General features: G+C 35.9%; 19 protein-coding genes and 2 pseudogenes. 10 read left to right on the top strand and 11 right to left on the bottom strand.

Annotated elements, in window-relative coordinates; genetic code table 11:
• Positions 1-196 precede the first annotated feature (196 nt).
• From ACODS7_RS19735 to ACODS7_RS19720, 4 genes and pseudogenes are all read left to right on the top strand, one after another.
• On the top strand, positions 197-415 hold the full coding sequence (locus ACODS7_RS19735; protein ID WP_243168528.1) for a helix-turn-helix transcriptional regulator: 219 nt from the start codon (positions 197-199) through the stop codon (positions 413-415).
• A pseudogene (locus tag ACODS7_RS19730) lies at positions 408-874 on the top strand (DUF2178 domain-containing protein). The gene ACODS7_RS19735 and the pseudogene ACODS7_RS19730 overlap by 8 nt, the downstream one beginning before the upstream one ends.
• A 116-nt stretch (positions 875-990) precedes the next feature.
• Complete coding sequence (locus ACODS7_RS19725; RefSeq protein WP_001041724.1) at positions 991-1623, top strand: class A sortase; 633 nt, start codon at positions 991-993, stop codon at positions 1621-1623.
• Between the two features lie 139 nt (positions 1624-1762).
• Positions 1763-2800 (top strand): YHYH domain-containing protein, encoded by a 1038-nt coding sequence (locus tag ACODS7_RS19720; RefSeq protein WP_243168527.1) that lies wholly within the window; start codon positions 1763-1765, stop codon positions 2798-2800.
• A gap of 30 nt (positions 2801-2830) precedes the next feature.
• Here the strand turns inward: ACODS7_RS19720 and ACODS7_RS19715 are convergent, their stop codons facing one another.
• The gene (locus ACODS7_RS19715; RefSeq protein WP_029441641.1) at positions 2831-4216 is read right to left on the bottom strand and encodes a peptide MFS transporter; all 1386 of its coding nucleotides are present in this window, start codon (positions 4214-4216) and stop codon (positions 2831-2833) included.
• Positions 4217-4469: 253 nt separating this feature from the next.
• Here ACODS7_RS19715 and brnQ1 point away from each other — a divergent pair, with 253 nt between their 5' ends.
• Positions 4470-5771 (top strand): branched-chain amino acid transport system II carrier protein BrnQ1, encoded by a 1302-nt coding sequence (gene brnQ1 / locus ACODS7_RS19710; protein WP_088115039.1) that lies wholly within the window; start codon positions 4470-4472, stop codon positions 5769-5771.
• 141 nt (positions 5772-5912) lie between these two features.
• Complete coding sequence (locus tag ACODS7_RS19705; protein ID WP_048564142.1) at positions 5913-7634, top strand: DUF2339 domain-containing protein; 1722 nt, start codon at positions 5913-5915, stop codon at positions 7632-7634.
• A 35-nt stretch (positions 7635-7669) separates the two neighbouring features.
• On the opposite strand, the gene ACODS7_RS19700 is transcribed toward ACODS7_RS19705, so the two are convergent.
• Together ACODS7_RS19700 and ACODS7_RS19695 are read right to left on the bottom strand one after the other, a co-directional pair.
• Positions 7670-9217: a DNA-binding protein gene (locus tag ACODS7_RS19700; protein WP_029441643.1), complete on the bottom strand. Its 1548-nt coding sequence runs from the start codon at positions 9215-9217 to the stop codon at positions 7670-7672.
• Between the two features lie 181 nt (positions 9218-9398).
• On the bottom strand, positions 9399-10790 hold the full coding sequence (locus tag ACODS7_RS19695; RefSeq protein WP_001164901.1) for an amino acid permease: 1392 nt from the start codon (positions 10788-10790) through the stop codon (positions 9399-9401).
• 280 nt (positions 10791-11070) lie between these two features.
• On the opposite strand from ACODS7_RS19695, the gene ACODS7_RS19690 reads away from it, so the two are divergent.
• The 3 genes and pseudogenes from ACODS7_RS19690 to ACODS7_RS19680 all read left to right on the top strand — a co-directional run bounded on the left by ACODS7_RS19690 (position 11071) and on the right by ACODS7_RS19680 (position 13200).
• The gene (locus tag ACODS7_RS19690; protein ID WP_016083503.1) at positions 11071-12363 is read left to right on the top strand and encodes an NCS2 family permease; all 1293 of its coding nucleotides are present in this window, start codon (positions 11071-11073) and stop codon (positions 12361-12363) included.
• A 203-nt stretch (positions 12364-12566) separates the two neighbouring features.
• On the top strand, positions 12567-12767 hold the full coding sequence (locus tag ACODS7_RS19685; protein ID WP_000301177.1) for a helix-turn-helix transcriptional regulator: 201 nt from the start codon (positions 12567-12569) through the stop codon (positions 12765-12767).
• A gap of 4 nt (positions 12768-12771) precedes the next feature.
• A pseudogene (locus ACODS7_RS19680) lies at positions 12772-13200 on the top strand (hypothetical protein).
• 39 nt (positions 13201-13239) lie between these two features.
• Here ACODS7_RS19680 and ACODS7_RS19675 read toward each other — a convergent pair.
• The 8 genes from ACODS7_RS19675 to ACODS7_RS19640 all read right to left on the bottom strand — a co-directional run bounded on the left by ACODS7_RS19675 (position 13240) and on the right by ACODS7_RS19640 (position 21522).
• Positions 13240-13677 carry a GNAT family N-acetyltransferase gene (locus tag ACODS7_RS19675; RefSeq protein WP_016083501.1) on the bottom strand — a complete coding sequence of 146 codons (438 nt, stop codon included), beginning with the start codon at positions 13675-13677 and terminating at the stop codon, positions 13240-13242.
• Between the two features lie 14 nt (positions 13678-13691).
• Positions 13692-13949, bottom strand: a complete 258-nt coding sequence (locus ACODS7_RS19670) for a DUF4022 family protein (RefSeq protein WP_003260542.1) — start codon at positions 13947-13949, stop codon at positions 13692-13694.
• Positions 13950-14001: 52 nt separating this feature from the next.
• Complete coding sequence (locus ACODS7_RS19665) at positions 14002-15831, bottom strand: monovalent cation:proton antiporter family protein (protein ID WP_043937922.1); 1830 nt, start codon at positions 15829-15831, stop codon at positions 14002-14004.
• Positions 15832-16052: 221 nt separating this feature from the next.
• A complete protein-coding gene (gene qoxD, locus ACODS7_RS19660; RefSeq protein WP_000531386.1) occupies positions 16053-16364 on the bottom strand; it encodes a cytochrome aa3 quinol oxidase subunit IV in 312 nt (103 codons plus the stop codon).
• Positions 16365-16967 (bottom strand): cytochrome aa3 quinol oxidase subunit III, encoded by a 603-nt coding sequence (gene qoxC, locus ACODS7_RS19655; RefSeq protein WP_000729314.1) that lies wholly within the window; start codon positions 16965-16967, stop codon positions 16365-16367.
• 13 nt (positions 16968-16980) lie between these two features.
• On the bottom strand, positions 16981-18915 hold the full coding sequence (gene qoxB, locus ACODS7_RS19650) for a cytochrome aa3 quinol oxidase subunit I (RefSeq protein WP_016083499.1): 1935 nt from the start codon (positions 18913-18915) through the stop codon (positions 16981-16983).
• A 33-nt stretch (positions 18916-18948) separates the two neighbouring features.
• Positions 18949-19824 carry a cytochrome aa3 quinol oxidase subunit II gene (locus ACODS7_RS19645; protein WP_001176166.1) on the bottom strand — a complete coding sequence of 292 codons (876 nt, stop codon included), beginning with the start codon at positions 19822-19824 and terminating at the stop codon, positions 18949-18951.
• Positions 19825-20115: 291 nt separating this feature from the next.
• The gene (locus ACODS7_RS19640; protein ID WP_243168526.1) at positions 20116-21522 is read right to left on the bottom strand and encodes an amino acid permease; all 1407 of its coding nucleotides are present in this window, start codon (positions 21520-21522) and stop codon (positions 20116-20118) included.
• 376 nt (positions 21523-21898) lie between these two features.
• Between ACODS7_RS19640 and ACODS7_RS19635 the strand changes: the two genes are divergently transcribed.
• Complete coding sequence (locus ACODS7_RS19635; RefSeq protein ID WP_000734491.1) at positions 21899-22609, top strand: C39 family peptidase; 711 nt, start codon at positions 21899-21901, stop codon at positions 22607-22609.
• Positions 22610-22633: the final 24 nt, after the last annotated feature.

Raw genomic sequence — 22633 nt, 5'->3', positions numbered from 1 at the left:
GGCATATGAAACTAGTAAAATTAAAAAAGACACCAAAAGGTGGCTGAGTAGTTACAAATCGTTAAAGTTACAATTTTAAACTAAAACGTAATCCAACTTTACAATACGTAGAGTTGGATTTTTTTATAATAATAATGTTAAGTTGAGTTTACATTTTGTTAAGGATAGCATACAATAATGGTGAGAGGTGGTAAATTTGACCATTTTAAACAGGGTAAAAGAATTAAGAGCTCGTTTTAATTTTTCACAAAGTGTATTAGCAGAAAAGGTTGGAGTGACGAGACAAACAATTGCTGCAATTGAAAAAGGGGATTACGTTCCTTCATTGTTACTAGCATTGATGATTTGTGATGAATTCCAGTTAAAGATGGAAGACGTGTTTGTTTTAAATAAGGAGGGGGAAGAGGATGAGTAGAATTGGTTTTTCTTATATTATAAATGTACTCTATACTGCACTAGCATGCTGGACATTTGTTGAATTTTATAGTGTTATTACAGAGTTAGCAGATATATTTAAAAACGAGAATTTCCCGTTTGAAGTAGCGGTTAATGGAGTACCATTTATTTTATTATTTATTGGAGCTATTATAGTTACAATTTTTTATAGAATTCAAAAGAAAAAATATAAGAATTTATCTTTTTGGATGTATCCATTATTATTTCCACTAGAAGATGAACGTGAAAAAGCGATTACGGATAAAGCTTGTCGAACAACATTTGTATCGTTATGGTTTGTGTTACCTTGTGCAGTTGGATTTTTAACTTTTTCGCCTATTATTAATGAATATCTTCCTGGATACCCATTATATATTCTATTTTCTTTATTCAAATGACAGTATTTCACGTATCACTATACAGAAATAAATTAGCTTAAAAAGAAACCTTCTTGCACCGGCAAAAAGGTTTCTTTTCAGCTAATACTTGTACATATAGCGATATTATTTTATCATTTTATATAGAGTAAGATTTTGTAAGGGAAAGGAATTGTATATGAATAAGCAAAGAATTTATAGTATAGTAGCAATCCTTCTATTTGTTGTAGGTGGCGTGTTAATTGGAAAGCCATTTTATGATGGATATCAGGCTGAAAAGAAACAGACTGAAAATGTGCAGGCTGTTCAAAAGATGGATTATGAAAAGCATGAGACGGAATTTGTAGATGCTTCCAAAATTAATCAACCAGACTTGGCGGAAGTAGCGAATGCATCATTAGATAAGAAACAAGTAATCGGTCGTATTTCGATTCCAAGTGTTTCAGTAGAACTGCCTGTTTTAAAAGCTTCTACTGAAAAAAACTTATTATCAGGTGCAGCGACAGTAAAAGAGAATCAAGTTATGGGAAAAGGAAATTACGCACTAGCAGGACATAACATGTCTAAAAAAGGTGTTTTATTTAGTGATATAGCTTCTTTGAAAAAAGGCGATAAAATTTATTTGTATGACAATGAAAATGAATATGAGTATGCGGTTACTGGTGTATCTGAAGTAACTCCTGATAAGTGGGAAGTTGTAGAGGATCATGGGAAAGATGAGATAACGCTTATTACATGTGTATCTGTAAAGGATAATTCTAAGCGTTATGTTGTTGCTGGTGATTTAGTAGGAACGAAGGCGAAGAAGTAAAAAAGAAGGTGAACTCTTTAAAGAGTTCACCTTCTTTTTTACTAATGTTGAGAAATAATAGAATATTTTGGTTGGTATTTAAGCATTCTTCTATTTATGTATAATAAAGTTGGAATTCTATATTTTGGGAGGAACAAGAGTGAGACAACAGGTGAAGAAACTTCTTTTAACAACGAGTATAGCGTTATTGGTAGCTCCAATTTCAGCTTATGCGCATCCAGGGCGTACAGATGCTAATGGCGGACATACGTGTCGTACAAATTGTGAGAAATGGGGATTACAGTACGGGGAATATCATTATCACAATAAACCAGCCTCTAGTGGTGGTGCAACGAGCCCAGCTCCTAGCCAGAATAATAATAGTGCTGTAGAAGCTGAGAGACAAGCAGAAGCACAGCGTAAAGCTGAAGAAGAGAGACAACGTGTAGCCGAGGAACAAAGAAAAGCTGAAGAGGCACGTAAACAAGAGGAAGCGCAGCGCCAAGCTGATATGGAAAAAGGTCAACTTGAAGGTCAAAAGAATGGAGAAACTGATTTTAAAGCAGGAAAAAATGATGCAGAAGTGCATCTAGCTGGAAAATCTGATGCATATAAACAAGCGTTTAAAGCGACTTATGCAGCCGCATGGTCTTTAGAAGAGCAGAAGAAAACGCATTTTGAAAAAGGAAAAGAACAAGGTTTAGCACAAGAGACGATGGACGATAGTCAAGTTGCTGCAGAGTTTAAGGTAAACTTTGTAGACGGGTTCAAAGTAGGGAATAAAGAAAGAACAGAAAAAATTGAAAAAGAGCAAGCTGAATTAGGGGAAAAGACAGGGAAAGAACTAGCCGAAAAGAATCCTGGAAATAGAGAGAAAGAAGTATACGTGAAGGCATATGAAACAGCGTATGAAAAAGGCTATAAGTCTACAAAAAAGGCAGTAGAAAAAGCTGGCTATAAGTATGCATTTGAAAACTATGATTTAAAAGTTCCTGCTAAGTATGAAAGAAATGAATTGTTAAAGAAATGGTTTACTGAAGGATTTAAATCGAATAAAAAAGCAGCGGAAATTCGAGAAGAAGGGTATAAAAAGGGAGACAGCTGGTTCTCATTCTTCTATAAGAGTTTCGTACCAAGTGAATATAAAGAACATAAAGAGCTGTACGAACAAGCAATAGAAAAAGGTAAAACAGCATAAAAAAAGATGAGGAGAAATTCCTCATCTTTTTTAATCCATCCATTTCACTAATTTCTTAGAAATTAATAATAAAACACAACCTAATACAATTGCCACAGCGCCAATAACTGTGAATACTTCAGCGTATCCAAGTGAAGTTGTGAAGCTTGCAAGTTGTCCGCCTAAAATGTTGGCGATACCTGAACTTGCTAGCCATACACCCATTAGTAAAGATGCTAATTTTACCGGAGCAAGCGCACTAACCATTGATAGTCCGACAGGTGATAAGAATAGCTCACCTAACGTATGGAAAAGATACGTAAAGACGATAAATAGTAAGTTTGCTTTTTCTGTAATGTTATGTTCATCACTACCTGTTTTTAATGTAGCGATAACGAGAATGATATAACCGATACCGAGCAAGATCATCCCAAGTCCCATTTTAGTTGGGATTTTTAAATCACCGCGCTTGCGAGTTGCAAGTTTTGCCCATAATGCAGAAATGACTGGAGCAAGCAAAATAATAAATAATGGATTGACCGATTGGAACCAAGATGTTGGAACTTCCCATCCGAACACAGAGCGGTCTACAAATTTGTTTGTATATAATGTTAATGAGCTACCAGCTTGTTCAAAGCCAGCCCAGAAGAAGACAACGAAGCATGTTAAAATGACGATAACTGCGGTACGTTGTTTTTCTTTTTTTGTTAATGGTGTATCTCCTACTGATGGTTGTCCAGCAGCTGTTTGTAAATCGCGAGTTGGTTTTTTACCGATATTACCAAGGAAGCGATTTGATAGTGTTGTAAATAAAATTTGTCCAATAATCATTCCGATTGAAGCGGCTAAGAAACCGTAACGGAATCCGTAATGTACAACGCCATCAACTGTTGTTTTGAATAAATTTTCTGATAAAAATCCGCAAACGAGTGGAGCTAAAAATGACCCGACGTTAATACCCATATAGAAAATGGTAAATGCACTATCACGTTTTGGATCGTTCTCTTCGTATAATTCCCCAACCAGTGTAGAGATGTTCGGTTTGAAGAATCCGTTACCGATAATAATAAGCGCTAATCCGAGGTATAGGCCTAATTGGTTTTGCAAGGCAAATAGTGTAAGGTTACCGATTGCCATTGTTATACCACCAATTGTGATCGCTTTTCGTCTACCTAGAAAACGATCTGTTAAGTATCCACCAATCATTGGTGTGAAATAACAGGCTCCAGTGTAAAATCCGTAAATAGAGAGTGCCCATGCGGGACTAAACCCAAGACCACCGCTTACTAAAGCTGTCGTTAAATATAATGTTAATAATCCTCGTAATCCATAGTAACTAAATCTTTCCCACATTTCTGTAAAGAAGAGTAAGTATAAACCTGGAGGATGTTTCTTTTTTCTTTGTTGTTCTTTTTCTAGTTGTATCGTTGATTCCATTTTATTTTCCTCCTGACACAAACAAAAACAAAGTTAATAATTTTGTACATTTAATATTTTACCTTATTAACTATTATAAGTCAATAAAGGTTGATTTTTCAGAAGAAATTGGAAAAGGGGGATATCTATAGAAGGGGTGTTTCTTTTGTGATAGACTATGGACTATGTTTTCTTTGTAAGGAAGCGGGTTATTGTGCTTTTTTTATATGTGGAATTGATTTCATAAGAGATGAAATTAAAGAAGGAGAAAGAAATGAAATTGTTACAGAAAAAAGAAATTTTACTTATTAGTCTTATGTTATTTTCGATGTTCTTTGGAGCAGGGAATCTTATATTCCCACCTTTTCTTGGATATGAAGCAGGAGAACATGTGTGGATTTCATTAGTAGGATTTATTATATCAGCAACAGGTCTTCCTATATTAGGTGTTATTTCTATTGCGAAAGCAGGAAGTTTTCAAACGTTAGCGGGTAGAGTTCATTCTTCATTTGCAATTATTTTTCCATGTATCGTGTATGTATTTATTGGACCTGGGCTTGGTATACCACGTGCGGGAAGTTTAGCTTTTGAAATGGGGCCAGGTCAGTTATTCCCTGAAGCAGGAAGCGGAGTATTATTGTTTTACACAGTTATTTTCTTTAGTATTGTTTACTGGTTAAGTTTATCACCATCTAAGTTAATGGGTTTGTTTGGGAAAGTTTTAACACCATTATTATTATGTATGATTGCCATTATTTTTATAAAAAGTATGTTTACATCAGTAGGTGGCGTGAAAGAGGCTGCGGGGAATTATGGACAAGCTCCTATGTTTCAAGGATTTTTAGATGGATATTTAACAATGGACGCGTTAGCTGCTTTAATTTTTGGAATTGTGATTGCAAATGCATTACGTGCAAAAGGTATTGAAGATGATAAAGGTTTAGCGAAATATATGAGTATTGCTGGAATCGGGGCGGGCCTATTATTATCGATTATTTATGTCATCCTTGGATATGTGGGGTCAATTAGTGGTTCATTAGGAACATTTGATAACGGTGCGAAAGTGTTAGCACAAGTGATGACCACATTATTTGGACAGGGCGGAGTCGTTTTATTGGGTCTTATTTTTACTATCGCGTGTTTATGTGTTTCAATTGGACTTGTTACGTCTTGTAGTCAATTTTTTGCAAGTGCATTTCCGAAAGTATCTTATAAAGTTTGGGCATTTATAGTAAGCGTTGTTAGTATGATCTTAGCTAATTTAGGATTAACGCAAATTTTAAAAGTGTCAGTACCAATTCTTGGATTTATTTATCCGATTGCATTAACACTTATTATTCTAGGTTTATTCCATAAGTATATGGGAAAGTATGCATACGTATATGCAGTGACCGTTGGGGTTGTAGCGATATTTAGTGCAATTGATATTTTAAATAAAAATGTAATGATGAATCAGTGGACGTCAGTATTAAAATATATTCCGTTTTATACAGAAGGTGTTGGGTGGATAGTTCCAGCTATTATAGGCGTGTGTGTTGGTGTCATCGTTAGCGTTGCTTTAAATAAGAATAAATGAGTAAAAAGGTGTTTTCCTATTTTGGGAAGGCACCTTTCTTTTTTTGGAAAAAATACTATTGAAAATGAATAGACTAAGAGTATGATAAAGATAATTGGTAATATATAGGTTCAATGAAAAGTTACGAATGAGGGGGAGCGTATGAAGAAGGATTTGGATAAGAAAATAGAAGCACTCGAAACGGCAATTGAAACGATTCAAGAAGCACTTGCTGAATTAAAAGTGAAGCAAAGGGAAATAGAAGTAGAGAACGCTCAGCAACATGTTAGTAAGGAAAAGAAAGAATATATTGAAACGGTAATGGAGGAAAAGCCAAAAGAAGAAATAGTTACGATAAAAGAGCCTGTGCAAGAACATGAGGTAAAACAAGTAGATATATCAGCTTTTAAACCAGAGCCATTTAATATTATTAAGTTTTGTCAAACGTGGTTACCGCGTGTATTTGTCGGTATTATGTTGCTTGGAGTGATCTGGTTATTTAAAGCAGGGGTAGATGCTGGTTTATTAACACCAGCGATACGAATTGTGTTTGGTATCGCATTATCTATCGGGTTGTATTATATAGGAGATATTCAAATTAAAAGAGAGAGACAGGCGTTAGGATTAGTATTGGCTGGAGGAAGTATTACCGGGATTGTTCTAACAACGTTTGCAGCACATTATTTATACGGATTTATTCCGGCAAGTGTTGCGTTTCTCTGTAATATTGCATGGGTTATTTTAGGCATTTATTTAGCGAAAAGATATCAATCGGAATATCTCACTATTTTCGTAGCGGTCGGAGCGTTCTTCGTACCATTCTTGTTAAATAGTACGACTCCTAATCCTTATATTTTCTTTGGATATGAGACAGTGTTAACACTTAGTTTATTATGGTATGCGTTGAAAAATCGTTATAAATACTTATATATGATTTCTTACGCTGTTGCGGCCATTGTTCTTTTTGTCTTCTTTGCTGTTATGTCAATATTAGTAGAGAACTTGCAAATACAGTTAACGATTGTATATGGTTTGATTCATTTACTATTATTTTGGCATATGTTTACGGAGAGAAGTTTTATACTAGAACCACGTTTGGCGATATTTAGTGCGAATGCAGTTTTCTTTATACTAGCTATTGCCAAAATACCTGATTTTACAACATGGGGATTGATTATTAGTGCAATTGTGCATGCTGCTATGTTTGTGCTTGAGTATAGGAAGAATAGACATTCTACATTTACAAATCTCTTATTTGGTTTCTCGATGGGAGCATTTAGTTTAGCGATTTTATATGAGTATAGTTTAGTGAATGCAGCGATCGTACTATTATTACAAGGTTTCCTTGGAATGGTTACTTCTATTAAAGGAAAACAACAGATAAAGTTGTATGTTAGTGCAACGATTTACGCAATTGGAATGATACAGACGATTTTTAGCCCGTTTGATCAATTTATTTCGGCAGGTTTTGTTGCTCATATTATTTTAATAGGAACATTCTATTATTGCATGAGACAAGCGAAAGAAGTGTTAGCGAGTTTTGGTAAGTATGTGTACTCTATAGCGCTCTACTGGTTAATGGTCATTGTATTTATTACAATCACTAGAATTGGTGAAGTTCTTTCTACAGATGGAAGTATAATTAGCGTATCTGTATCGTTATTATGGATGATATATGCGTTATTTGCAGTTTGGTTTGGCCGTTATAGACAGATGAATGAAATATTATATGCTGGATTAATCGTATTAGTAGTAACGGTAGGGAAGTTATTCCTACTTGACTTACCAGAGGTTTCGATGATGATTAGGGCAGTGTTATTCCTAATCGTCGGTAGTATAGGTATCGTTATTTCAAGAATGTTTTTCTCAAAAGAAGAGAAGTGAAAAGAAGGCAATCCATGTATGGATTGCCTTCTTCATTATTTTTTATTAATCGTTACAGTTTCATTATATTTCGCTGTTGTATTTTGACGTAGACGAAGCGTTGCTTGTCCAGTTGTATTTGAATCAATCTGTACATTTACAACTTTTTCAGCAGAGCCTAAGCTGTTTGTTGTGAAAGAGAATGCACTACTATATCCGAAAGCAGATGGCCAAGTGCCGTTTGTATTTTGAACTTTTGCTACTTGTGTTCCACCAGTAGTGAATATACCTAAAGAATAGTTGTTATAAGTTGTATTAGGTAGTAAGTTGTTTACTTGAATCTTCATTTGGAAAATTTCATTGTTTGGTAGAATGCTAGGGTGTGTAACGACGTAGTCGCTTGTTGTTACCGCACCGTTATAACCGTATGAACCTGGTTTAAAAGTATTTGTATTAAACCATTGATAACCTGCATTTGGTGCACTCCAAGGTTCAGGTTGTGGTTCTGTTGATAAGCTTGGCTGTTCAAATGTTTGTAGAGCTGTAGGTGAATCAAGTTGTAAACCATTTACTTGATCTAAACTTGTAAATGTCTCTTTATTCGATAACCAATTTACGATGTTTTCTAATAAAATCGCATCGTTTTCTTCTTTATAACCATCGTAAGTTTTCTTTGTTTGGCCAGAATCTTCACGAACGTACTTTGGTGTAGCATCTTCAACAGGAGAAGAGTCACCAATAAAGGCAGCTTTTCCAAGTCCTACTTTTGCAATTGCAGCATATGGGCCTTCTGCAATACCACCGCCATTATAAACGCCACTATCAACAGCGTTATTCCATTTTGATGGATTTTCTGGAAGGTAAACAAGTCCTTTTGCTAGTTTTGGGTTTGTAATTGCTAGAGTAGAACCAGCATGCATTGCTACAGAAGAGACACCTTTTGTAATTCCGAAAGATTGTTCAGGCGATACAATTGTTTTCGCTGAAACATCACCAAGTGCATTGTAGCGGAAGCGAATACCGAAGTTGTCAGATAGCCAATCAGAGCTTTCTACTCCTTGCATAGCTTGTGAATTTGCTTCTTCATTAGACATTCCTTTTGCTGGATTATCCCAAGCACCGCGTCTATATCCATTAAATACTTCAGAAGAGTCCCAGCGATTTTTATTACGATCCGCATTGTAATGATCGGCAATAAAGAAGATACTACCACCATTTTTTACATATTGTAACATAGCGTCCTGCTCAGATTTTTTGTAAGGAATATTAGCTTCTGGAACGATAAATACATTGTAACCATTTAAGTCTTCGTACGTAATAGGTGTTGATTTACGAAGTTCTTTTACGTGATATCCGTTTTTTGCAATGCCGTTTCCGAAGTCAGAAAAGCCGCCGTCAATAACCCAGTCAGCTGTCCCAGCAGTTTGACCGTGTGTATTATCGAATAATACTTTCTTCCCATTGTTTTGATTTACAACTTTTGCAGCAATTTCAGGAGCTGGGTCTACAGAGCTTTCGGCATAAGTAGACGGTATGAACGAGGTCCCTATACTTAGTGTAATTGCTGTTGCTAAAGAAAATGTAATCCATTTTTTATTCTTCATAGAAGAATCCCCCTAATAATAAATATATGTGCTTTAATAATGTAATTTATTTTTCTGTAAAAATAAAGACGGAAAACATAAAAAATATTAAAAGATTGTAAAAATACCGTGAATTTTGTTGAGAAATATTTATATAGATATAAAAGCACCCCTTCCAAGTAATAAGGAAGGGGTGTTTTGCTTAACTAATTTTTGAGTTAGGTGTTTCATCAATCTTATGAAACCCTTTCATGTAATATACGATTGCTAAGCCGATAAGCCAAATTGGGCCGACAATCAATGCAATTCGTGTATCTTCTGAATACGCCATTATACCTAGTACTAATACAAGGAAAACAAGTGAGAAATATGAGCTTAATGGGTATAAAGGCATTTTATACGATAACTTTTGTTTATTTTGAGTAGGTAAGCTTTTACGGAATTTAATTTGAGCAACTAATATAATTCCCCAAGTCCAAATTGCGCCGAAAGTTGAAATGCTAGTAAGCCATGTAAATACCTTTGCAGGTACGAGATAGTTTAATATAACACCAATGAGTAAAACGATAGCAGTTGCTACAATTCCTTGGCTTGGAATGCCGTTTTTATTTAAACGACCAAATCTTTCAGGAGCTTTTTTCTGCTGAGCTAATGTAAATAGCATACGGCCTGTACTAAATAAACCACCGTTACAAGAAGAAAGAGCTGCTGTTAATACGACAAAGTTAATAATACCTGCTGCTTTTGCGATACCAATTTGCTGGAATGTTAATACGAATGGGCTTCCTTTCTCACCAAGTTCGTTCCATGGATAAATTGCCATCATAACGAATAGAGCTCCTACGTAGAACAGTAATATTCTCCAAAACACGTTATCAATTGCTTTTGCGAGTGTTTTCTTCGGATTTTGAGCTTCACCAGCTGTAACACCGATTAATTCAACGCCTAAATAAGCGAATAGTACCATCTGCATGGAGAGTAGTAACCCAGAAAAACCATTTGGGAACCAGCCACCATGTGACCAAAGGTTTGAAATACCAGTAGCGATACCACCGTTTCCGAATCCGAATAAAATAATACCAGCGCCGACTACTATCATACAGATAATTGTGACAATTTTAATGAGAGCAAACCAAAACTCAAGTTCTCCAAATACTTTTACCGATAAGAAGTTAAAAGCGCTCATTAACAATAGAGCAAGTAACGCCCAAGTCCAGCGCGGGATATCTGGAAACCAGTACTGCATGTAAATACCAGCTGCTGTAATTTCAGCCATACAAGTAACAACCCATAAGAACCAGTAATTCCAACCAGTAATATAACCAGCGAGTGGGCTGATATAATCATATGCATATTTACTAAAAGAACCGGCAACAGGTTGTTCAATTGCCATTTCCCCGAGAGCTCGCATAATGAAAAAAATAACGAGTCCGGCAATCATATAGCCTAGTAAAATAGAAGGACCGGCTAGTTTAATAGCGGAAGCGGATCCTAAAAATAGCCCAACACCAATAGCTGAGCCAAGTGACATTAAAGTAATATGTCGTTCTTTTAAACCACGATTTAAAGTTCCAGATTTGTTTGTGTGCTGCATAAGAAGAATCCCCCTTGTAGAGTGAACGATATTTGAATGCGTTTACTAAATATTTAACTATTTCAAATTATAAAACATTTCCATCTGTTATGCTACAAAAATAATCATAATGAACTGTACTACATCTGTATTTGTCAGACTTAAACTTAAAATTCGAACTATTAGGGAATATATTGACTCTTCTTTTTATTGATTGTTAAGATTAAGTATTATATTTTCTCACATACTAGTAAGAAAAGAATGTGTGATAATAATTCAGGTGTAGGAAGGGTACATAAGCATGTTTCAATTACAAAAATATAACACTTCTGTGAAGCAAGAGTTTTTAGCTGGCATCACAACTTTTTTTACATTTGCGTATATTCTTGTCATCAATCCAAAAATATTATCTGATGCAGGTATACCATTTGACCAAGCGTTTACAGCAACAATTATTGCAACCGTTGTTGGAACAGTAGGTATGGCGATTTTCGCGAATTACCCGATTGTTATTGCTCCAGCTATGGGAATGAATGCATATTTTGCTTATTCTGTTGTACAGAAGGCAGAAGGGATTACATATGTAGTTGCCTTTTCAGCTGTATTTGTAACGGGGATTATTTTTCTTTTATTATCTTTTACTTCGTTTAGGCAAAAGTTAATTTTAGCAATTCCTGATAGTTTAAAGCATGCAATTGCAGGTGGAATTGGACTATTTATTGCTTTTATTGGATTGCGCCTTTCTGGAATTATCGTGGATCATCCGTCTAATTTAGTTACGATTGGTGATTTTCATTCTCCAGCCGTTATTTTAACTTTAATTGGTTTAATATTAGCGGCGGTATTAATGGCATTACGTGTGAGTGGTGCATTATTTATTAGTATGATTGTGACAGGAGTTATCGCCTTCTTTACAGGGCAATTGAAGTTTGCTGATAAAATTGTGGCGATGCCTCATTTGCCAGAGGGTATTATCGTTTCAAACCCAATCAATGCATTTTCAGATGTAATTGAATACGGATTATATGGTGTTGTATTTTCATTTTTACTTGTACTTTTATTCGATACAACAGGTGCATTACTTGGTTTAATTAAACAAGCAGGTTTAATTACAGACAATACAGAGAAGCGTTTTGGTAAAGCGTTTATTGCAGATGCAATTGGCGGGACTACAGGTTCTATCTTTGGAACAAGCCCAACAGCAGCGACGATTGAATCGTCAGCAGGTATTGCTGCAGGTGGGAAAACTGGATTAACAGGGATTGTAGTTGTTGGTCTAACAATTATAACGGCATTTTTCAGTCCTGTTATTGCTTCTTTATCAAGTGTAGCTGCTATTACAGCTCCTTCATTAATTATAGTAGGTAGTTTAATGGCACAAAGCATTCGAGATATTAATTGGAATGAATTTGAAGATGCGTTACCAGCATTTTTGATTTTTATAGGTATTCCGTTAACATCTAGTATTGCAAATGGAATCGCAATTGGATTTTTAGTATATCCGGTTTTGAAAATTGTGAAGGGTAAAGGAAAGGAAGTACATCCATTACTATACTTATTTACAATTTTATTTGGATGTCATTTATTTTTATAATATAGATATAGGAGAGGGAGCTTCTTATGAGAGGCTCCTTTTTTGTGTATAATAAAGTGAAACTATAGGCAGTAGTGGGGATTTATCCCCACTGTGTATTAGCCCGCATCAATCGGGATAATGTGGAAATTAAATTGATTTCGCAAAATATAAATTACCTAATGGAATATATATGTTACAATAAAGGTAGAGGAGGAACATGAATGGCTGTAAGTAAAATAAAAGTCGCGCGTGTTCAGTTAGATTTAACACAGCAAAAATTAGCAGAAAAAGTAGGCGTTACAAGGCAAACGATTAGTTTAATTGAGAAGGGGAAATACAACCCATCTTTAGATTTATGTTTGAAAATTTGTTATGCAGTAGATAAAACGTTGAATGATTTGTTTTGGGAGGAAAAGGAGTGATAGGATGAAAATCGTGAAAGATGAACGTTTAATGATTGAAGGGTTAAAACATATTAGATTAGTTTTCATCTTACAAAATATCGTCATACTAGCTATCGTCTTTTACCGCTATGTCTTGCAAGGGGCAGGATATGAAAATGTTTCGGATCTATTAATGGTATTTATGGGCGGGATCGTAGCCATTAACTTCTTAAATTAAAAACATTCTGTAGAGGCATATGAGCATACAGGTGGGGTATCACGTAGCTATTTCATGAAACTATTATTCATTCCGGTAGGTATTGTTATTGGACTGTTAGCTATTTGTATTATTGTAACACCGGATATTTCGATAAAAGAAATCAGTATAACAGCACTTATTATGTTTGCTTGTTTTTTAGGTCCTAGTTTATTTATCTACATGTATATGAAAAAGATAAAAAGTGAAGATTGAAATATAAGAAAAGCTTTCCCGTATTGAGGAAAGCTTTTCTTATATTTTTTTATACAGTACTTTATGAAGGCCAATCGGTTCAATTTCAAAGATTTCACCATGCTCCTGAAAGTCTAATCGCTTGTAATAGTCAGTTACAGTAATACGGCCATTACACCATAGGATGTTTGCTTTCCGTTCTTTTAAAATTTGTTCTGCCTTCTGAATTAAGGAGCTTCCAGCTCTTTTGTTCCGAAAGTTAGGTAATGTTGCCATTCCTCTTAGTCTATAATGGATACCATTTTGCAAATCAGGATATATTTCTTTTGAGAAGGAAGCAATGCTAATCAACTCATCGTTTATAAAGGCACCTAAGTGGAATGTGTCTTTTTCGTAGTCAGAAGAGTATTTACAGTTTGCTAGGGACTGATTAGGACGCAACACCGCTTGGCGTAATAAGTGTGTCTCGGATGCATCAATATACTGCACAGTGATCATATTATCATCCTTTCTTATAAACCTTTTTCTATAAGTTGTATAAAGAAGTATGCAGGTGCAGCGAGAAGACCGAGTATACTAGCGGTTCCGAGAAGGAGTGAAAGAAAAAGGCATGAGTATTTAACTCCATTTGATTTTTTCCAACCATAGCTGCAAATTTCAATGCTAACACCGATGAGAATAATGGCGACGAGTACTTCCGCTAATAATAAGAGAGCTAAAGTTACAATAGACATAATGTAATCCATCCTCATAATATGTGATAGTAACATTTTACCATATGAAATTAAAAAAATGCCCCTCAATTATGTGAGGGGCATTTTTTTACTCTAATATGTTTTTTAGTGTATCGATATGCTCTTTTGAACCTGTTACAAGTAATGTATCACCGTGTTGTAGTCTTGTATCACCATGTGGTATTAATGCTTTATTACCGCGGTAGATTTGAATCACAAGTACATCACCTAAAAACGGAAGGCGGCGAAGTGCAACGCCGTTATATTTATTGCTGCGTAGTTCAACTTCGCGTACTGTTTCGTTTGCAGTTGTAATTAAGCGAACGAGACTAGGTTTATCAATAAGTGCACGTAATAAAATACGTGTAGAGTTAATTGTTGAGAATACAGCGATATGTTCTTGCGTTGCTTTTTCTTGTAGAAGTGGATCTTCTACACTTGCAATAACATGTTCAACACCTAGCTCTTTTGCATGTTCTGCTAATAATAAGTTTTGTTCATCATCGCTTGTTGCAACAACGACGCGATCTGCATCAAATGCTGTTTGTTCAGTTAATGATGCGATTGTGATGTCATCTAATTTCACGATAGGGAAGTCATGCGATTTCGCTTCCTCATCATTTATTTTGTTTTGACGCATCATATATAGCGTTACGTCATAATCTTCTCGTTTTAAATCTAGTGATAACGGAAGGGTAATTCTGCTCGCGCCAATAATAGCTACTTTTGGTTTTGGTGTTTCTACTTTTGGGAACATTTTTTTAAACAATACAGGTGCAAAAATACAAGTAATAACTGCGCTTAAAATAAGAGAGGCAGATAAACTTGGACTGATGATCCCTAGTTTTTCACCAATTTGTGCAGCCGCAATAACTAAAGAAAGTGTCGATGTTAATAAGATTGCACTTCCAAGTACGATATTACGTGGATACCATTTTCGTAAGACGAGTGATGGTAAGAGTTTTGAAATAAAGAGTCCTACAATTAAGATTGGGATCATTAGCATGCTAGAAGGCTCTTTAAAAATAGACCATACCTCTAGATTTACACCAACCATTACGAAGAAAATAGGGATGAAGAAACCATAGCCGATGGAATCAAGTTTTTCCACCATATCTTCATTGGGTGATAATAACGATACAAGTACACCTGCTAAGAAGGCACCTAAAATATTTTCTGCTCCAACAGATTCCGATAACCCAACTAAGATTAAAATGAGTGCAAAAACAGCCCGTGTATCAATTTGTACACTACCAGCTTTTAAACTATCTAAGTATGGAATGTTTTTAAAGCGTTTTGCAATAAAGTAAATGACAATACCGGCACCGAATAGAAGAAGTAAGAGCCACATACTTTGGCCGCTTTCGGAATTTAATCCGACGAAAACAGCGAGTAAAATCATTGTAACTAAGTCTGCAATAACAGCAACTAATAAAATGATTTGTCCGATCGCAGTTTTTCCTAGGTTGTTTTCTTTTAATGTTGGTACAACAACCCCTAAAGAAATAGTTGAAATAATTAAAGTCATGAACATTGCATTATCTACAAATCCTAGCCATACGAATAGTAATGATAAGGCATAAGATAAGATGAAAATAAATAAGAAGATAATGCTTGCTGCTTGAAATGTATTTGGTTCGTTTGTCGTATTTTTTTTCCCTTTTTGTTTAAAGATAGAAAAGTCAATTTCTAAACCGCTTAAGAACATGAGGAAGATAAATCCTAATGTTGATAAAACTTGAAGCCATATATCTGGCTCAATAATATTAAACCCACTTTTACCTACAAAGATTCCTGCAATAATTTCTGCAACGACAACAGGAAGTGCTTTTAATTTAAAGCGTTGTAACAAAAGGGGAACGAAAAACGCGATTGCAACGACAACCATAAGTGATAGAACAGAAGTATGATGTTCCATTGCGTTCTCTCCCTTCAAATAAATATAGTACCTATTTAGCCATATAATAGGTAGAAAAGCAACGCATATGGATTCGATTTCATAAAGAAAGACTTTTCTTAAGATTTGTCATAATAAGTATATTTTTCATGATTCTGTTGTTAATTCCGTAATGTGGATGTAATAGGGGAGGAGAATAAAAAAAGACTGCTGAGATTCCTCAGCAGTCTTTTTCATGTACATTACATTGAGAAGAAGATCCATACAGTTAAACCGACTGTTGCAGTTGCAACGAAGAAACTGTATATCATTGTAAGAATTTGAACTCTTCCTTCTCCTTCTTTTAAATGCATGAACATAATTAATTGTAATAACGCTTGCGCAACAGCCATTATGATAATAGTTGTTAAGACTGTTGAAAGTGGCAATGTTGTGTAAAGTGCCACGTATAGCGCTAGGAACGTTAGTGCAAGCGATAAAATAAATCCGAAAACGTGTGACCAAGGGAATCCGCTATGCGCATGCCCGTTTGCTTGGTTATTATTTTGACCCATTTACGCCACCATCCCGTTCAAGTAAACTAGTGTGTAAATAAAGACCCAAACTAGATCAAGGAAATGCCAGTATAAGCTGATAATGAATACTTTACGAGCTGTAACTGGTGTTAAACCTCGTTTTAAAATTTGGATAATAACACAAGTTGCCCAAATGATACCGCCTGTTACGTGGGCTCCGTGCGTTCCAAGAAGAACGAAGAATGCAGATAGGAAAGCACTTGTTTGAATTGTTGCGCCTTCACCGATGTACATAATGAACTCTTCGATTTCAAAGAATAGGAAACCTGCACCTAAAAGTAATGTAAGGATGAACCATCCAAGCATTGCTTTTTGATTGTGCTTACGCATTTCGTGAATTACGATACCACATGTGAAACTACTTGTTAAAAGTAGTAATGTTTGAATTAAAAGCGTTTTAAGTTCAAACAGTTGCGCTGGAGTTGGGCCATCTGCCGTACGACCAGCAAGGACTAGATAAGAGGCGAAAAGTGTTGCGAACAGCATAATTTCAGCCCCAAGAAAAATCCAGAATCCTAGGATATTCAATCTGCTTTGTTCGGATTGATATTCCAAAGGTAAGCTTTTATCTAAAGCCGCCATGTCATTTCACCTCTCATGCTATATGTTCTGTTTCTTTAATTTCATCAACACTTACGTAGTAACCATCGTCATAATCGAATGAACGATAGATTAAGCAAGCTAAAATACCAATACCACCGATTGCTGCAAGCCAGAACCAGCTAAATACTAATGCGAAACCTGCAAGACCGAAGAATCCAGACGCAATAATAGGCACACCAGAGTTACTTGGCATGTGAATTGGTTTGATATCTTCTGCAGCTGGTGTAACTGTTTCTCCGCGTTTTTTCATGTACCAGAAAGCATCAGCTTCTTTGATTTCAGGAAGTTTCGCGAAGTTGTAATGTTGTACAGGAGATTGAGTTGCCCATTCAAGTGTACGGCCATCCCATGGATCTCCAGTTGTGTCACGTTCACCGTGACGTGCACTCCAAATTACGTTGTAGCAAAGAAGTAGGAAGCCGATACCCATCATTACCGCACCAACTGATGCGATTTGGTTTAGCCATCCCCATCCAAGACTTTCAGAGTAAGTGTACATACGACGAGTCATACCGTCTAAACCTAAGAAGTACATTGGGAAGAAACAGATGTTGAATCCGCTCATAAAGATCCAGAATGTCCATTTACCTAGGCGTTCATTTAACATATGACCAGTCATTTTTGGATACCAGAATGTGAATCCAGCAAGCATAGCGAATACTGTACCTGCGATTAATACGTAGTGGAAGTGAGCAATTAGGAAGTAGCTGTTATGGTATTGATAATCAGCTGCTGCCATTCCAAGCATAACCCCTGTAACCCCACCGACTACGAAGTTTGGAATAAATGCCAATGACCAAAGCATTGGAACTGTAAAACGGATACGTCCTTTATACAGTGTAAACAACCAGTTAAAGATCTTAACACCGGTTGGAATCGAAATCGCCATTGTCGAAATCGAGAAGAATGAGTTAACCGCTGGACCTGCACCCATCGTGAAGAAGTGGTGAAGCCATACGACGAAACTTAGTAAAGAAATTGCAACCATTGAGTATACCATCGCACTGTAACCGAATAGACGTTTACGTGAGAATGTACTAATGATTTCAGAGAAAATACCGAATGCCGGTAAAATAACGATATATACTTCAGGGTGACCCCATACCCAGAACAGGTTGGCCCATAACATCGGCATACCGCCGCTCGCCATCGTAAAGAAGTGAGCATCGAATAGACGGTCAAATGTCATTAATGCAAGAGCAACTGTTAATACTGGGAAAGCGAAAATAATAATAATTGTTGTAATTAAGATTGACCAAGTAAACATTGGCATTCTCATTAAAGTCATACCAGGTGTACGCATTTTTAAGATAGTAACAAGGAAGTTAATACCGGTCATTAGCGTACCGAGACCTGAAATCTGTAATGCAATTGCGTAGTAGTTATTTCCTACGCCTGAAGTAAACTCTGTACCTGCCATTGGGAAGTAAGAAGTCCACCCAGCGTCTGGAGAACCACCGATTACGAAAGCGATGTTGAATAACATTGCTCCGACAAAGAATAACCAGAAACTTAAAGCATTTAAGAACGGATATGCAACGTCACGAGCACCAATTTGTAATGGTACTACAAGGTTCATTAATCCCATAACGAATGGCATTGCCATGAAAAGAATCATTACTGTACCATGTGTTGTAAAGATTCCGTTATAGTGTTCTGCGTTTAAATAAGTTGTTTCTGGGAATGTTAACTGTGCACGGATCATTAAACCATCCATACCACCACGGAATAACATGATAACCGCAGAAATAATATACATGGCTCCGATTTTTTTATGGTCAACAGTTGTCAACCATTCGTCCCAAAGCCATTTCCATTTTTTATACTTTGTTAGTACGAAAATGATTGCTAATGTCACAAGAACGATAGAAGCGTCTGCACCGTAAATAATCGGGTCACCTGTGACAAAGAATTCATCAAGCTTCACTGTGTTCACTCCAATCTGTTGGAATAATAGCTATTATTTTTTGTTTTTGTAGTAGTTGTAATCACAATATTCAAGTGATTTTGGATCTACATAACTTAAGTGGTGACTAGAGAACGTCATGCGTCCAACTACACCAGGTTTAATAATTTCGTTGTATTTCTGTTCTGTTAACTTATCAGCGGTTTGTTGTACTTCTTTAACCCACTTGTCATATTTCTCTTTAGTTTTCGCTTCAACTTCGAACTCCATGTGAGTGAATCCTTCACCAGAGAAGTTCGCACTACGACCTAGGTAAGAACCTGGCTTATCAGCTTGTAAATAAAGATCCATAATCATGCCATCCATTGTGTACTTCATACCACCAAGTTCTGGTACCCAGAAAGCATTCATTGGGCCGACAGAAGTCAGTTTGAATTGAATTGGTACACCAGCTGGGATGTTTAAATAGTTAACGGTTTCAATTTTTTCCTCTGGGTAACTGAATAACCATTTCCAGTTTGCAGATGTAACATAAATTTCAACTGGTTTAATATGTTTGGACTCTTTCGGAACCTCTTCCGAAGCATAAGTTGCTTTTACTGTTGGAATCGATAATGCGATAACGATAATAACAGGAACAAGCGTCCAAATAATTTCTAGTAATGTGTTACCGTGTTGTTCAGGTGGCTCATAGTCCATATTCTCTGGTTTTTCACGATAACGAATCAAGATGACTGTAAACAGAATGAATACAATTGCGATAATTAATGACATAAGCAAGAATGACCAAACAATTAAATCATACTGTGCTTTTGCAACAGGTCCTTGCGGATTTAATACTGCGAGTTTTTTATCACAGCCACCGAGGAACAGAAGTAATGATAACGGAAGAAGCGAAGCCAACTTCCAAAACGCTTTCTTTAGTTGCACGATTGAAAATCTCCTTTCTCCTTGGATTGAAACTATGCCAATAAAACAATATAAACCTATTAATTTATAGAAGGCAATAGTTTTTGATATATTGTTAAAAAATAGACACAAATGCACACTTTTTAAGGTGAATATCATTTGTAACTTGATTACATTGTAAACTATTTTCCAGAGAAAAACGTGATTGTGAAAATTTTAAGATAAATAAAGTTATACCAGGATATCCAAGAAATAGAAAAAAGCTATCTTATCATAAGGAAGATAGCTGAATATTTTGTATATTTAGTTTATTTATCGTGTGACAGTTCGTGGCTGTTCAAGTGTGACAACTTTTTTATATTTAACTTGGTATAAAATGTAACAAATAATCATAAATGGAATGCCACAATAAAGAGCAATTCTTTGATCTGGAATGAAAGCCAAACTAACAAATGTAATGAAATTAAGTGAGAACGCTACGATTGGAACTAGCGGATAGAGCGGTGTACGATATTTTAAATCATTTATGTCGCCACCATTTTTCACGAAATTTCTACGGAAGAAAAACTGTGAAGCGGCGATTGACATCCACACGACAACAGCAGCCATTGCTGCAATAGATGTTAAAACTAGAAAGACAGTATCTGCCGCAAATACACTTGTTAATAAAGAAAGGCTAGCGAAAATTAGGCTGAAAATTAGTGCATTTAGCGGTACACCTTTTTTAGTTAATTTCGTAAATGCTGGACTTGCCATTCCTTGTTTTGCCATCGCCCAAAGCATACGAGAATTTGCGTATAGACCAGAGTTAGCAACGGATAATACAGCTGTAATAATAACGAAGTTCATAATGTCTGCTGCATATGGTACACCGGCTACATCAAAAACAAGTACAAAGGGACTTTCGACTAGATTAGCCTCTTGCCATGGGAGTAAACCTACAACAACTGATATCGCTAAGACGAAGAAGAAGAGAGTTCGCCAAATTGTGTTTTTGATTGCTTTTGGAATTGTTTTTTCAGGGTTTTCACTTTCTCCTGAAGCGATTCCGATTAATTCTGTTCCTTGGAAGGAGTAATTTACTGTAATCATCGTAAGAAGAACAGCTAATGCGCCGTTTGGAAATAGCCCGCCATTTTCAGTGAAATTATGAAGCATTGGAGCTGGCTTTCCATTAAAGTCTAGTAGACCGAACATAACAGCGCCACCAAGTACGATGAAAATAGCAATTGTCGCGACTTTTACACTTGCGAACCAAAACTCTGCTTCTGCATATGCTTTTGCTGATAAAGCGTTTACGAGGAAGAGTGCTGCTGCAAATGTAACGCACCAAATCCATGAAGAAACGTCTGGAAACCAGCGTTTCATTAAAATACTTACAGTTGTTAACTCTACTCCCACCGTAACAGCCCAATTTAGCCAATACATCCAACCGACAACAAATCCAAAACCAGGTGAAATAAATTTGCTTGCATAGCTTTGGAATGAACCTGCTTCTGGCATAGCAACGGATAATTCACCAAGACATAACATCGTTAAATACATAACAAATCCACCGACTAAAAATGCAAGAATAGCACCGCCAGGTCCGGCATTATGGACGATTTGACCAGATCCCATAAATAGACCGGTTCCGATAACGCCGCCGAGTGCAATCATAAATAGGTGTCTACTTTTCATTGTTCGTTTTAAATCTGTTTGTTCAATTTGTTGATTCATATGCCCCTCACCCCGTATTTTCTTGAATGTGTGAACTTCGTTTTATTCTGAGTTTTTAATCATTAGTGGGGGATGCAACACACACTCGGTTTATTTGCTATGAAATGAATGGAGTATGTAAAAAAACGAACTATGACTAAATACTCTAAGAATGTTTGTTAACATGGTGATATCTTCACTATGTTAACAATTTTGATTTTAGCAAAATATTCTGGAAATGTATATTTATTTTTCTTTTTATTAAAAATAATTAGAATTTTTACAATTAATTCTATGAGCGATAATTCACATGATCTTTCTAGCAAACTAGTAAGAAGAAGGGTACAATGATAAGAGTTGTGTCTGTAAAATAATAATTAATGGAGTTTTGTTTATAATGAAAAAGTTAAAATATCTTTTTGTTTTTGGGATTATACTTGCTGCTGCATTTTTTATAGGAAAAGATAAAATCATGCAAAAGGCGCAAGTTCTACGCTTAGAGTTTCTATCTGAAATGAAAGAAGCAGCTATGATTGAAGATGTTCCGTTTATTAAACAATTACCAGAATTACCTCGAGGATGTGAAGTGACAAGTTTAGCTATGTTGCTGCAATATAAAGGTGTACAAGTAGATAAGATGCAACTTGCTAGCGAAATTCATCGCGTTCCATTTGAACAAAATGGCGTACGGGGAAATCCTTACGAAGGGTTTGTTGGAAATATTTACACAAAGGCAGAGCCTGGATATGGTGTATATAATCAACCGATTTTTAATTTAGCAGAAAAATATGTTCCTGAAAAAGTAATTAATTTAACAGGTAGAGACATGCAAGATATATATAAAGTAATTAGTTCTGGTTCACCGGTATGGGTCATTATCAATACGACGTTTAAGCCGCTAGCTGAAAGTAGTTTTGAAACATGGAATACGAGTTCGGGCGAAGTGAAAATTACATATTATGAGCATAGTGCAGTAGTAATTGGATATGATCAAAACTTTGTATATGTAAATGATCCTCTTAAAAATAATCCGCGTTTGGCTGTTCCACGAGCAGAATTTGAGAAAGCTTGGGAGCAAATGGGAAAACAAGCAATTACTATTTTATGATAATGAAAAAGTCATCTTTTGGAT

The sequence above is a fragment of the Bacillus sp. FG16 genome, assembly GCF_057809515.1.
Note: the sequence above shows the minus strand (reverse complement) of the source record. Positions and strands in the feature narration are given on the sequence as shown.